Source organism: Dactylosporangium sp. NPDC049140, from assembly GCF_040648435.1.
Window position 1 is genome coordinate 49172 of the sequence record NZ_JBEZDS010000064.1, and the last position, 12845, is coordinate 62016.

General features: G+C 74.7%; 13 protein-coding genes and 1 pseudogene. 4 read left to right on the forward strand and 10 right to left on the reverse strand.

The features are described 5' to 3' along the window. Nucleotides 1-69 precede the first annotated feature (69 nt). Complete coding sequence (locus AB0B76_RS52205) at nt 70-1017, forward strand: helix-turn-helix domain-containing protein (protein ID WP_360391702.1); 948 nt, start codon at nt 70-72, stop codon at nt 1015-1017. 4 nt (nt 1018-1021) lie between these two features. Here AB0B76_RS52205 and AB0B76_RS52210 read toward each other — a convergent pair whose 3' ends face one another. The 3 genes from AB0B76_RS52210 to AB0B76_RS52220 are packed head-to-tail and all read right to left on the reverse strand — an operon-like array spanning nt 1022 to nt 4892. Beyond that, on the reverse strand, nt 1022-2380 hold the full coding sequence (locus AB0B76_RS52210) for a serine/threonine-protein kinase (protein ID WP_360391705.1): 1359 nt from the start codon (nt 2378-2380) through the stop codon (nt 1022-1024). 29 nt (nt 2381-2409) lie between these two features. Further along, nucleotides 2410-4587, reverse strand: a complete 2178-nt coding sequence (locus AB0B76_RS52215) for a bifunctional polysaccharide deacetylase/glycosyltransferase family 2 protein (protein ID WP_360391708.1) — start codon at nt 4585-4587, stop codon at nt 2410-2412. After that, nucleotides 4584-4892, reverse strand: a complete 309-nt coding sequence (locus AB0B76_RS52220; RefSeq protein WP_360391710.1) for a hypothetical protein — start codon at nt 4890-4892, stop codon at nt 4584-4586. Before AB0B76_RS52220 ends, AB0B76_RS52215 begins: the two co-directional genes overlap by 4 nt. Nucleotides 4893-4960: 68 nt before the next feature. Here AB0B76_RS52220 and AB0B76_RS52225 point away from each other — a divergent pair, with 68 nt between their 5' ends. Continuing rightward, nucleotides 4961-5788 (forward strand): chitosanase, encoded by an 828-nt coding sequence (locus AB0B76_RS52225; protein WP_360391712.1) that lies wholly within the window; start codon nt 4961-4963, stop codon nt 5786-5788. 21 nt (nt 5789-5809) lie between these two features. Here the strand turns inward: AB0B76_RS52225 and AB0B76_RS52230 are convergent, their stop codons facing one another. The 3 genes from AB0B76_RS52230 to AB0B76_RS52240 form a co-directional block, all read right to left on the reverse strand. After that, the gene (locus tag AB0B76_RS52230; protein ID WP_360391715.1) at nt 5810-6454 is read right to left on the reverse strand and encodes an SDR family NAD(P)-dependent oxidoreductase; all 645 of its coding nucleotides are present in this window, start codon (nt 6452-6454) and stop codon (nt 5810-5812) included. A gap of 99 nt (nt 6455-6553) precedes the next feature. Beyond that, complete coding sequence (locus tag AB0B76_RS52235; RefSeq protein WP_360391718.1) at nt 6554-7492, reverse strand: NADP-dependent oxidoreductase; 939 nt, start codon at nt 7490-7492, stop codon at nt 6554-6556. An 18-nt stretch (nt 7493-7510) separates the two neighbouring features. Then, nucleotides 7511-8617 (reverse strand): LLM class flavin-dependent oxidoreductase, encoded by a 1107-nt coding sequence (locus AB0B76_RS52240; RefSeq protein ID WP_360391721.1) that lies wholly within the window; start codon nt 8615-8617, stop codon nt 7511-7513. 82 nt (nt 8618-8699) lie between these two features. Here AB0B76_RS52240 and AB0B76_RS52245 point away from each other — a divergent pair, with 82 nt between their 5' ends. Further along, nucleotides 8700-8966, forward strand: coding sequence for a hypothetical protein (locus AB0B76_RS52245; RefSeq protein WP_360391723.1), 267 nt, complete (start codon nt 8700-8702; stop codon nt 8964-8966). Nucleotides 8967-9087: 121 nt separating this feature from the next. On the opposite strand, the gene AB0B76_RS52250 is transcribed toward AB0B76_RS52245, so the two are convergent. Further along, nucleotides 9088-10443, reverse strand: a complete 1356-nt coding sequence (locus AB0B76_RS52250; RefSeq protein WP_360391725.1) for an NtaA/DmoA family FMN-dependent monooxygenase — start codon at nt 10441-10443, stop codon at nt 9088-9090. Next, nucleotides 10440-11480, reverse strand: a complete 1041-nt coding sequence (locus AB0B76_RS52255) for an LLM class flavin-dependent oxidoreductase (RefSeq protein WP_360391728.1) — start codon at nt 11478-11480, stop codon at nt 10440-10442. The genes AB0B76_RS52250 and AB0B76_RS52255 overlap by 4 nt, the downstream gene beginning before the upstream one ends. 102 nt (nt 11481-11582) lie before the next feature. Here AB0B76_RS52255 and AB0B76_RS52260 point away from each other — a divergent pair, with 102 nt between their 5' ends. Beyond that, nucleotides 11583-12002, forward strand: coding sequence for a DUF3618 domain-containing protein (locus AB0B76_RS52260; RefSeq protein ID WP_360391730.1), 420 nt, complete (start codon nt 11583-11585; stop codon nt 12000-12002). 4 nt (nt 12003-12006) lie between these two features. Here AB0B76_RS52260 and AB0B76_RS52265 read toward each other — a convergent pair whose 3' ends face one another. Together AB0B76_RS52265 and AB0B76_RS52270 are read right to left on the reverse strand one after the other, a co-directional pair. After that, nucleotides 12007-12363, reverse strand: a complete 357-nt coding sequence (locus AB0B76_RS52265; protein WP_360391733.1) for an STAS domain-containing protein — start codon at nt 12361-12363, stop codon at nt 12007-12009. 86 nt (nt 12364-12449) lie between these two features. After that, nucleotides 12450-12727, reverse strand: a pseudogene (locus AB0B76_RS52270) (peptide ABC transporter ATP-binding protein); the annotation flags it as partial. Nucleotides 12728-12845 lie beyond the last annotated feature (118 nt).

A 12845-nucleotide genomic window follows, 5' to 3' on the forward strand; every position in this document is an offset into this window, starting at 1 on the left:
GACCCAGTCTGCGGCGGCAGCGTCTGGCCCGGGTGCCGTCCATCGCAGGATTCGTGCCACGATGGGCCGATGGCGTTCCAGAAGGTCGCGGCCTACGCACCGGCCGGGGCGGCGGCGCTCGGGCTAGGGATGGCCAGCGCCGCGTTCCGGGCGCGGCCCGGGCTGACGGGCTTCGACTTCGCCGTCTGCGCCGACCGGCGCGGGCCGGTGACCACCGACCTCGGCGTGCCGGTGCTCGCCGAGCACGGGCCGGGCCTGCTGGAGCGGGCCGACCTGGTGCTGGTGCTCCCGGGCGCGGAGCAGATCGGCGGGCCGGCCCCGCGGCTGCGGGCGGCCCTGCGCCGCGCCCACGCCCGGGGCGCGACCGTGGCCGCGCACTGCCTCGGCGTGTTCGCGCTGGCCGCGAGCGGGCTCCTCGACGGGCGCGAGGCCACCACGCACTGGCAGCACGCCGGGACGCTCGCGGCCCGGCACCCGGACGTCACGGTCCGGGCCGAGCGCCTCTACGTCGACCAGGGCCGGATCGCCACCGGCGCCGGGGCCGCGGCCGGCCTGGACCTGTACCTGCACCTGATCCGCCGCGACCACGGCGCCGGGCTCGCCAACGCGATCGCGCGGCTGCTCGTGGTACCGCCGCATCGGGAAGGCGGCCAGCGGCAGTATGTGGACGTGCCGGTCGCGGACGGCGGCGAGACCGAGCGCCTCGCCGAGGTCGTCGGATGGGCCCGCGCGCACCTGCACGAGCGGCTCACCATCGACGCTCTCGCCGCCCGGGCGCTCATGAGCCGCCGTTCGTTCATCCGGTACTTCAAGGCCGCCACCGGCACCACCCCGCACGCCTGGCTGCGCGCCCAGCGGCTCAACCTGGCCGAGGAGCTGCTGGAGACCACGGACGTGTCCACCGAGCGGATCGCCGAGCGCACCGGCTACCGCAGCGCCGCCGTCCTGCGCGAGCAGTTCGCCCGGCGCCGCGGCCTGTCGCCGCGCGACTACCGCCGCGCGTTCACCCGGCGCTGAGCGCTCAGCCGCTCGTCGCGACCAGCGGCTCCGCGGTCGCCTCGACGGCCGTCGTCGGGGTCGGCCCGGCGGCCGGCCCGGTCGTCTCCGCTCCGCCGCCGGTCGGGGTCGCGCCGCCACCGCCGCCGGCGGTCGTCGGGGTCGCGGCCCCGCCACCGCCGGGGCCGGTGGTGCCGTTGCCGTTGCCGGTGCCGGCCGACGGGCCGCCCGTGGTCTTGGTGCCGCCGGTGGTCTTGGCGTTGCCGGCGCCGCCGCCGCCCGCGGGGGCGGTGCCGACGCCGGAGTCGCCCGACGTCGTGCCGGAGGGGGCCGGGGTCCCGCCCGGGCCGTGGAAGAGCGAGTCCGAGGTGCCGAGCCAGACGGCGAGGCCGATCGCGAGCGCGGCCAGCAGCCCGAGCGCCCACGGGAGGGGCGACCGGCGGCGCGGGGGGCGGGGGCCGAACTCCTCGGTGAGCTCACCGACCGGCGCCGGGGGCACGGCCGCCGACCCGATCCCGGCGCCGGCCAAGGGAGCGGTCACGTCGTCCACAGCGGTCGCGTCGACCGCGGCGACGGTGGCGGCCTCGGCCGCCGCGGCCATCGCCGCCGCGGACGGGTAGCGCCGCGCCGGCTGCTTGTCCATCGCGGTCGTGATCAGCCGGCTGATCGGCGCCGGCACGTCGGCCGGCAGCGGCGGCGGCTCGTCCTGGAGGTGGTGCACGGCGATCGCGATCGGGCTGTCGCCCATGAACGGCGGGCGGCCGGCGACGCAGTGGTACGCGACCGCGCCGAGCGCGTACACATCGGTGGCCGGGCCGACATTCTGCTTCGAGACCTGCTCGGGCGCGATGTAGAGCGCGGTGCCCACGACGTCGTTGGTGGCGGTGAGCGCGGCCATCGCGGCCGAGCGGGCGACGCCGAAGTCGACGAGCACGACGGTGCCGTCGGGCTGCACGATCAGGTTGCCCGGCTTGACGTCGCGGTGGACGATCCCGGCCGCGTGCGCGGCCTCGAGCGCGTGGGCGGCCTGGGCCACGATCGACATCGTGGTCGCCGGGTCGAGGCGCCCGTCCTCGGCGATGCGCCGGTCGAGCGGCTGGCCGTCGATGAAGGCCATGACGATGTACGCCGAGCCCTCACTGTACTCGCCGTAGTCGTAGACGGCGGCGATGCCGGGGTGGTGCAGCGCGGCCATGGCCCGGGCCTCGTGGTGGAAGCGGCTCTGGAACTCGCGGTCGCCGGCCCGGCCGTCGTGCAGCAGCTTCACCGCCACGCACCGGCCGAGCAGCGTGTCGTCCGCACGCCAGACCTCGCCCATGCCCCCGGCGGCGATGCGGTCGTCGAGCCGGTACCGGTCGTTGAGGAGGTCACCTTCGCTGGCCACGTGGACCGGGTACCCAACTGGCCGCGTCGCTATGCACCGGGGGCGGGCACCACGTCCACCTCGCCGGTGCGGCGCAGCTTCTGCCAGCGCAGCCGGCGGCCGGTGAGCGCGGTGATCGCCGAGTGCAGCAGCACGAGGTACATCACCTGGCGGTACACCAGCTGCTGCAGCGGCAATGTCCACAAGGGACGGAGCGGTTCGCGGTCGAGGCGGAAGGCGAGCACGGCGGTCACCGCGTGCACGACAAGCATGGCGCCCCAGCCGATGGCGGTCTCGGTGCGGTTGAGCAGGAACGTGCCGTACACCGCCATGATGTCGAGCAGGGGGGCCAGCAGCGGCAGGAGCACGCTGAACAGGGTGATGAACGGCAGCGCGCGGCGGCCGAAGCGGCCGGACGGGCCGGAGTCGCGCACGGCCGAGCGGTGCTTCCAGATCGCCTGCATCGTGCCGTAGCTCCAGCGGTACCGCTGCTTCCACAGCTGCCCGAGCGTCGCCGGCGCCTCGGTGTGGGCCCGTGCGGTCTCCTGGTACACGACCCGCCACCCGGCCCGGTGGATCGCCATGGTGAGGTCGGTGTCCTCGGCGATCGTGTCGGTGGTGAGCCCGCCGGCGTCGGTGAGGGCCCGGCGCCGGAACGCGCCGAGCGCGCCCGGGATCGTGGGAATGCAACCGAAGGTGTCGTACAGCCTCCGGTCGAGGTTGAAGCCCATGACGTACTCGATGTGCTGCCACTTCCCCAACAGCCCCCGGCGGTTGCCGACCTTGACGTTGCCGGCCACCGCGCCGACGGTCTCGTCGCCGAAGGGCTGCACGAGCCGGTGCACGGAGTCGGGCTCGACCACGGTGTCGGCGTCGACCATCACGACGAGCTCGTTGCGCGACAGGGCCACGCCGGTGTTGAGCGCGGTCGCCTTCCCGCCCGGCGGTACCCGGACCACGCGCACGTTGTCCAGCCCGAGCGCCTCGACCGCCTCGGCGGTGCCGTCGGTGGAGGCGTCGTCGACCAGGATCACCTCCACGCCGGGGTGCGCCGACAGCGCGAGCGACCGCACCGCCGGCTCGATCGTGGTGCGCTCGTTGTAGGCGGGCACGACGATCGTCACCGGCTCGGTGACCGGCGGCCCCCAGGACCAGGTGACCGACCTCCGGCGGCGGGAGTGGCGCACGGCGAAGAGCAACAGCAGCAGCGCCCGGGCCAGGGTCAGCGCGCCGACCAGGATGAGCAGGCCCCACAGCACCCACCAGCTGACGTCGGCGAGGCGGATCGCCCAGGCCAGGCCGCGCCCGCGCCACACGTCGGCGGCGGCCGCGGGCGGGTTGGCCGGCCCCAGGTTCGAGCCGAGGGCCTCGGCGACGGTGCCGAAGCGGTACCCGCGCTGCTGCAGCTGCGGGATGAGCCGGTCGAGGGCGGCGACGGTCTGCGCGCGGTCGCCGCCGGCGTCGTGGAAGAGCACCACCGCGCCGGCCTGGCCCTGCGGGGTCGCCTGGCGCACGATCGCGTCGACGCCCGGGCGGGCCCAGTCGCGGCTGTCGAGGTCGTTGAGGACGGCGACGTACCCCTGCCCGGCCGCCTCCTGCACTGTGCCCCAGTCGCGGTCCTTCAGCGCGTCGGGCACCGAGGAGTAGGGCGGGCGCAGCAGCGAGGTCGAACGGCCGGTGGCGTACGCGATGAGCATCTGCGTCTGCGAGTACTCCAGCCGCTGCCGCCACACCGGCAGGTCGGCCAGCTGCGGGTGGCTGAACGTGTGCGACCCGATCTGGTGGCCCTCGGCCAGCACCCGGCGGGCCAGCTCCGGGTGCCGGGCCACCTCCGAGCCGATCTCGAAGAACGTGGCGTGCACGCCGTAGCGGCGCAGCACCTGCAGGATCCGCGGCGTCCAGGTGGGGTCGGGGCCGTCGTCGAAGGTCAGCGCGATCGTGCGGTCGGGCACCCGCAGCGAGCGCTCCTGCGGCCCGGTCGCGTCGAGCACCGGCCCGCCGTCGCGGACCCCGGCCGGCACGGCCCCGGTGGGCTCGCCGTCCTGCCCCGCGTGGTCCGGGGCGAAACCGCTGCTGGTGTACGCCTCCACGAACAGCACGTTGGCCATCAGCGCGACGGCGAGCAGGGCGAGGAGCAGGCGCAGCGCCGTGCGGCGGCGGCGCACGGCGGGCAGGTGGCTGGAGGAGGCGGGGTCGGCGCCGGGCTGGGCCGCGCGGTAGATGGTCATCGGCAGGCCGCAGGCGTCGCCGTGACGGCGGGCGGACAGTGCTCGGCGGGAGGCCGCGCGGTGCCGGCGAACTGGCTGGTCCACAGCGCGAGCAGCGCGGCGAGCAGCAGGAGGCCGATGAGGTACACGGTCCGGCGCAGTCGGCGGCGGCGGACGCCGCTGGGGTCGACGAACACCGGCGGCGCCGGCTGCCGTCCGTCGCGGATCACGGAGGTGGCGGCCCGCTCGGGGAGCGGCGCCTTGCCGACGGCCCGCCCGAGCCGGGCGCGCCCCACCTTGCGGGTCGTCTCGGGCTGCTCGGTCACGTCATGAACATATGAGAGCCGTCCGGGGCCTGCATGATCCGCAACTACGGTGGGTAGCCTGATGGTCGATGCGACCTGCGCGAATGTGGATTGCAGCAATTCTGCTGGCGTTCCTGACCGGTGCCTGCGGCGGTCCCGCCTGGCCGGAGGCCGGTCACGGGCCCTCGACCATCGAGCTGACGGCGACGCAGCGGCACCTGGCCGACGAGCTCGTCAGCCTATTCGAGCACGGCGGACCCGACCCGCACTACGCCGCGGTCGAGGCGCTCGGCGACGGCCGCGGGTACACCTGCGGCACGATCGGGTTCACCACGAGCAGCACCGAGGTGCGCACGATCGTCGAGGCCTACGACGCCGAGGCGCCCGGCAGCCGCCTCGCCCGGCACCTGCCCCGCCTGCGTGAACTGGCCGGGGCGGGCAGCGCCGACACCGCCGGCCTGCCGGGCTTCGCCGAGGACTGGGCGGCCGCGGCGACCGACCCGAAGTTCCGCGCCGAGCAGGACCGGCTGACCGACCGCCTGGCGTTCGGTCCGGCCCTGGAGGACGCGCACCGGCTCGGCCTGCGCACACCGCTGGGCGTGGCCGTGCTGTACGACAGCGCCGTACAACACGGCACGGACGACGATCCGGACGGGCTGCCGGCACTGATCACCCGGGCCACCCGGCGGGCCGGGGGTACGCCGGCGACGGGCGTCGACGAGCAGGACTGGCTGGGCGAGTTCCTGGACGTGCGGGCCGAGACGCTGCGCAACCCGCACGACAAGAACAGCCGCGATGCCTGGGCCGAGTCGGTGGACCGGGTCGACGCGCTGCGCGACCTGGTGGACAACGACAGATACGGCCTCGAACCGCCCGTGAAGTTCACCCTCGACGGCGACGACCAGGAACTGCGCTAGCCGCCGGTGGGCGCCCCGCGGTCACCGCTGGAACACTACCTCGTCTCGCCAGGCGTCGCGGGGCTCGCGGTGCAGGGCCGCGAACTCCTCGGCGATGAGGTCCGGGTCGTACGCCGTGCCCGGGACGACGACGTCGCACACCGTGACGGTCGCGACGTGCAGGCCCTGCGGGCCGTACTGGTCGCGGAACAGGTCGGCGACCGAGCGCAGGCCGGCCTTGCCCAGCGACAGCGAGGTCGCCGCCGCTTTCGCCTGTGGCATGCCGCCGGTGAACAGCAGCGAGCCGCCGCCGGCGGCCGCCATGGCCGGGGCCAGGTGGGCCGCGACCGTCACACCGCCGACGACGTTTACCGCCAGCGTGGCCAGGAGCTGCTCGGACGTCAGTTCGCCCGGTGCGTCGTAGCGGACGAGGGCGGCGTTGTACAGCACCACCTCCGGCACCCCGATGGCGTCCACGGCCGCGTCCAGCGCCGCGCGGATCGAGGCCTCGTCGGTCACGTCTCCCACGAAGCCGTGCGCGGCCGCCGGACCGGTGGCCAGCACCGCTGCGTCGACCGTCGGGCGCGAGCGCGCGACGAGCGCGACGGGCAGGCCGTCGGCGGCGAACCGGCGGGCGGTGGACGTACCGATCAGCGGTCCCGCGCCGACGACGATGAGTCCGGGCATGTACGGCTCCTTGTCAGTGCGCCTGGCCTCCGCCCCGTGCGGGACCGCGGCATCACACTCAACCGGTAGGAAACCTAGATCATTCCCAGCGCCGGCCGGTCAGGGGATCAGGGCGACCTTGCCACCCGGGTGGCCGCTGCGCACCAGCTCGATGGCCGCGAGGGCCTCCGACAGCGGGAACGTGCGCGCCATCGGGACGACCAGGCGACCCTCGCCGGCCAGGTCGAGCAGGTCGGCGCGGACGCTGTCGCGGTACGCGGCGCTCTCGGGCCGGTTGCCCGCGAGCGCGGTGATGCCGGCCGCCCGCGAGCGGTCCGAGGGCACGATCGTCACGGCGCGGCTCGTGTCGGGCAGCAGGTGGTACACCGAGTCGACGGCCTCGTCGGTGCCGACGGTGTCGATGATGGCGGCGACACCCTCCGGGGCGGCCGTGCGCACGCGGTCGAGCAGGCCGGGGCCGTAGGCGATCGCCTGGGCGCCGAAGCCGCGCAGCAGGGCGAAGTTGGCCTCGCTCGCGGTACCGATGACGTTGACGCCCTTGATGCGAGCCTGCTGCAGGACGCTGGCGCCGACCGCACCGGACGCGCCGTGCACCAGGATCGTCTCGCCCTTGGCCGCGCCGACCACGTGCAGCGCCTCGGCGGCGGTGCACCCGGCGAGCAGCAGGTTCGCCGCGGCCGGGAAGTCGAGCGCCTCGGGCTTGGCGAAGACGTCCTTGGCGGAAACGGTGACCTGCGTGGCGTACCCCCCGGCGATCCGGAACGCGACGACCGGGTCGCCCGCCGTCCCGCCCCCGGAGGCGATCTCGGTGTCGGGCCCGACGGCGCTGAGCACCCCGGCGACCTCGTACCCGATCGGGAGCGGCAGCTCCTGGGCGGCCCCGCGCGGGGCGGCGATGTGCTTGTAGTCGGCCGGGTTCACTCCGGCGGCCCGCACGTCGATCGTGACCTCGCCGGGGCCGGGCGGCCGCACCGCGGTCTCGACGAGGGTGAGCACCTCGGGCCCGCCGAAGTCGGGGGCAATCCACCGTAGAGCCATAGCGGTCCTCCTACCCCGTCAGCCGTCCAGCAACCCGGCGCGGCGCAGGATCGGCATGACGCCCTCGCCGAAGTGGTACGCCTCTTCCAGGTGCGGCTGGCCCGACAGGATGAAGTGGTCGATGCCGAGATCATGGTACTCGCGGATGCGCTCGGCGACCTCCCCGTGGCTGCCCACGAGCGCCGTGCCGGCCCCGCCGCGGACGAGGCCGTAGCCGGCCCACACGTTCGGGTACACCACCAGCCGGTCCCGCCGGCCGCCGTGCAGCTCCGACATCCGCCGCTGGCCCACCGACTCCCCCGCGGCGAACTGGCGCTGCACGAGCTCGACCCGGTCCGGGTCGATGCGCCCGAGCAGGCGCTCGGCCTCGGCCCACGCCTCGTCGGCGGTGTCGCGACTGAGCACGTGGAACCGGATGCCGAAGCTCAGCGTGCGCCCGGCCTCGGCGGCGAGCTTGCGCATCCGCTCGAGCCGCTCGGCGATCTGCGGCGGCGTCTCGCCCCAGGCCAGGTACGTGTCGACGTGCCGGGCGGCGACGCGCTCGGCGGCCGGGCTGGCCCCGCCGAAGAAGATCTGCGGCGGCGGCCACGGGTCGAACGGGATGCGGGCCTGCTCGATGCGGTAGTGCTCGCCGGTGAAGTCGAACGGCTCCGGCGCGCCGCCGACCCCGCGCAGCACGGCGAGGAAGTCGTCGGTACGGGCATAGCGCTGGTCGTGGTCGAGGTGATCGCCGAAGCGCCGCTGCTCGACGGGGTCACCGCCGGTGACGATGTTGAGCAGCAGCCGGCCGCCGGAGATGCGCTGGAAGGTGGCGGCCTGGTGCGCGGCGAGCGTGGGGGTGATGAGGCCGGGCCGGAAGGCGACGAGGAACTTGAGCTTCTTCGTCACCTGGGTCAGCGCCGCGGTGGTGATCCAGGCGTCCTCGCACCACGTGCCGGTCGGTGTGAGCACCGCCTCGAAGCCGAGCTGCTCGGCCGAGCGCGCGATCTGCCCGAGGTAGTCGATGCCCGGCCGCCGGAACCCGTCGGCGACGGCGCCGAGCGTCAGCTGGGAACCGTCGCCGGACCCGACGATGTCGCGACTGTCGCCGTTGGTCGGCAGGAACCAGTGGAGATGGATGCTCACCCAGTCGACTTTACCTGCCTGCTTAGTAGGCAATGCGACCACCGGTCGCGGGTCTTGGCGGGCTGTCGTAGGCTCGCCGCTCGTGACCATTGAATTCGCTGCTGAGACCCCCGAGACGCTGTCCGAGCCGGCCGAGGAGCCGGGCGCCGGGCCGGCGGTCATGTACACCGCCTACTTCTCCGCCGTCGACGAGCTCGTCGAGCACATCCGCGCGGCCGAGGTGCTCAACCTCGGCTTCCGCGTCGAGTCCTACCTGGTCGTGCCGGAGGAGGCGCCCGACAGCACCCAGGTCGAGTTCGAGTTCACGCTGCTCAGCGAGGTTCCGGCCCGCGACGAGGAGCGCGACTGAGCCCTACGCGCGGCCGACGGCCGGGAACAGCGTGACCGCGGTCAGGAACGGACCCTCGGCCAGCCGGCCCAGCCATGCGCGCGCCGGCTCGTCGAGGGCGCCCGCCCACCTCGGGAAACGCTCACGGGCGGGGGCGCAGGCCGAGGTGCTCGCGCAGCGTGGTGCCGGTGTACGCGGTGCGGTACACCCCGCGCTCCTGCAATGCCGGCACGAGCAGGTTGACGATGTCGTCGAGCCCGTGCGGGATCAGGTACGGCGACACGTTGAAGCCGTCCAGCGCCCCGTGCCGCACGAAATGCGCGAACCTGTCGGCCAGGGCCTGCGGGGTGCCGACGTGGCCGCGGGCCCGCTGACCGAGATGGATCACCGTCTCCCGCAGCGACCAGCCGTTGGCGTCCGACTCCTCGCGCCAGCGGCGGATGATGCCCTGCGCGTCGGCGACGCGGGCGGCCCCGAAGGCGCCGCTGTCGTCCTGCGGTTTCGGGTCGTCCTTGGGCAGCGGGCCGTCGGGGTCGTACCCGGACAGGTCGAGGTTCCACAGCAGGCTCGCCTGGGCCAGGGCGGTCGCGGGCGTGATCTGCTCGCGCCGGGCCCACGCGGCCTTCTCCTGCGCCTCGGCCGCGGTGGCGCCGATGACGATCGAGGTGCCGGGCAGGATGCGGATGTCGTCCTCGGGGCGCCCGGCCGCCCGCAGCCGGGCCCGGATGTCGTTCGCGAAGGCCAGGGCGTCGTCGAACTCGGTGCCGTGCGCGGAGAAGATGACGTCGGCGTTGCGCGCGGCGAAGTCCCGGCCCGCGCTGGAGTCCCCGGCCTGGAATATGACCGGGTGGCCCTGCCGGCTGCGGGGCAGCACCGGCGTGATGTCGGCGGTGAACTGGCTGCTTCGAAGGTGTACCGGCGAGATCGCCCCGGGCCGCGCCCACGCCGGCGCGTCCGTGGAGGTCGCGGCGGCGCCGGCGGACCAGCCGTCCCAGATCTCGCGGGCCGCGCGCACGAACTGCTCGGCGCGCACGTAGCGGTCGGCGTGGTCGAGGAAGCCGCCGCGCCGGAAGTTCTCGCCGGTCCAGGCGTTGTCGGTGGTGACCACGTTCCAGCCGGCCCGGCCGTCGGAGAGCAGGTCGAGTCCGGCGAGGCGGCGGGCGAGGTCGGCGGGCTCGTTGAACGTGGTGTTCGTGGTCGAGACCAGGCCGATGCGCCGCGTCACGGCGGCGAGCGCGGCGAGCTGCGTGATCGCGTCGGGCCGCCCGGCCACGTCGAGGTCGTGGATGCGGCCGGCGACCTCGCGCAGCCGCAGCCCCTCGCCCAGGAAGAAGGCGTCGAAGAGGCCGCGCTCGGCGGTCTGGGCCACGCGGCGGTACGACTCCGGGGAGATCTGCGAGCCGCTGGCCGGGTCCGACCAGATCGTCCAGTAGTTCACGCCCTGGAAGAAGACGCCGAGGTGCACCTGGGCGTCGGGGCGGGGCACGTCGCGGGTCATGCGTGGACCTCCGGTCGGGCCAGGCCCAGCGTCTGACGCAGCGAGACGCCGGGCACCGGACGGCGCGCGAGTCCGCTTTTGATCAGAGCCGGGATGACGTACTGCGAGAGCACGGCCAGATCCTCGTCGAGCACGAGGGGATGCAGCCGGACGCCGTCGACCTCGCCGCGGGCGTGGAGTTCCCGCAGCAGTCGCACGAGGCCTTCCGGGCTTCCGGTGTACCGCACACGCCCGCGGTCCGGCCAGGGCGCGAACCCGTCGAGCGCGGCGACCCGCTCGGCGCCGTCGGCCGTCGTGGTGTCGAGCGCGACCTCGATCTCGGCGAAGGTACGGGGCGCGGCCGTCCGGGCGATCGCGCCGGCGCCGGACCCGCCGACGAGTGCGACGTCGATCTCGGCGTCGGGCACCAGGCCGTGCGGGGCGAGCACGACCAGCTGGCCCTGCGGCGGGCGGGGCACGATGGCGGGGCCCTTCACGGTGTACGTCGCGGCGGCGTAGTCGATGTACCGCAGCCGGTCCCGGTCGAGGTAGCGGCCCGTCGCCACGTCACGGATGACGGCGTCGTCGTCCCAGGAGTCCCAGAGGGCGCGCACCACGCGTACCGCATCCAGGGCCTCCCGCGCCGGATCGGCCTCGGGCCGCCCCCAGGCCGCGGCCGCCTCGGGCCGCGGGCTGGCGGCGACGACCCAGCCGGACCGGCCCACGGCGATGTGGTCCACCGAGGCGAGCTGGGACGAGACATGGAACGGCTCGGTGTACGTCGTGGACACCACCGGCGCCACCGCCAGCACGCTGGTGGATGCGGCGACGAAAGCGGCCCGCTCGACCGCGCCGATCCGCCCGGCCGGCCCTCCGTCGCCGGGCGGGAGCAGATCGTCGTCGAGCGTGACGAGCGCGAAGCCGGCGCGCTCGGCGATCTCGGCCACGTGCCGCACCCGGCGCGGCGTGAGCAGCTGCGAGGGCGGATGGCCGGCGCGGCGCCAGGCCGCGGGGTGGGAGCCGTCCCCGTCGATCTCGACGGCGAGCACGAGCGTCATACCTATAAAACCTATAGGCAAGATAGCCATTCGTCCACGACGTTTACTTTCCGTTCAACAAGGGAACGACGACGGTAACTGGACTGCACGGAAGGACCCGTCATGACCACGGTCGCCCCCGCCCCGGACGCGCAGCAGCTGCGCGCGGAGATCGCCCGCACTCGCGCCGCGCTCGGCGAGACCGTCGAGGCGCTGGCGGCCAAGGCCGACGTGAAGGCACGGGTCAGGAACGCCGCGAACGACGCCACCGGCCGGGCCCGGGCCCGGGCGAAGGCCCTCGCCGATCGCACTCAGACCCGGGCGGCGGCCCTCGCCGGCCGCGTCCGGGCGCAGGCGACCCACGCCGCGGCCGCGGTCACGCAGCGGGCGGGCGCGAAGGCCGGCTCGGTCACGAGCACGGTCCGCGACCCGAACCTGCGCCGCCGGCTGGCCCGCCCCGTCCCGCTGGCGGTGCTCGGCGCGGCGGCCGTGGGCACGGCGGCCGCGATCACCACCCTGACCCTGCGTAACCGGAAGCACTGACCGGCTAGTCCCCCGCGGACGGCTCGGCAATGTCGAGTACCGTATCCAGGCCCGTCACGGTGAGAATCCGCCGCAGGTTGTGGTCCGGGCCCCGCAGCGCGAACCGGCGCCCGGCCAGATGCGCCGCCTTGTGCGCCCGGATCAGCGCGGCCAGCCCCGACGAGTCGGTGAACCCGACCGCGGACACGTCGGCCGTCACCGTCGCCGCGCCGGCCTCGAACGCCTGCTGCACGGCGGCGCCGAAGCGCCCCGCGGTGTGGTAGTCGAGGGCGCCGGTCACGGTCAGCACGACAACCCCGTCCGCAACGGCCGCCGTGGCGATGGTGAGCGTCGCCTCGCCCTGCCGCTGATCCTCCACCATGTTCGTCCCCCAGTGCCAGATGCCGGCGCCAGCCTAACGCGCCGGCCCGCATCCCGCCGGGCAGCGTCGCGACGCCGGTGGGGAGGCTACAGCCGCCCGGCCTCGATGATGCGCGCCAGGAACTGGCGGGTGCGCGCCTCCCGCGGCTCGCCGAGCACCTGCTCGGGGGCCCCTGCTCGACCAGGGTGCCGCCGTCGAGGAAGCACACGCGGTCGGCGACCTGGCGGGCGAAGGCCATCTCGTGGGTGGCGAGCAGCATCGTCGTACCGTCGCCGCGCAAATCCCGGATGAGCGCCAGGACCTCCCCGACGAGCTCCGGGTCCAGCGCCGAGGTGACCTCGTCCAGCAGGAGCAGCCGGGGGCTAGCAGCTGCTGGTGTGTCGGTCTGCTCTAGCGCTCACTAGTCGGCTAAAGTGGTCTGCGTGCACCTGAAGGAATGGGCGGCGGCGACCGGCGTCTCGTACGCGACCGCACGGCGGCGG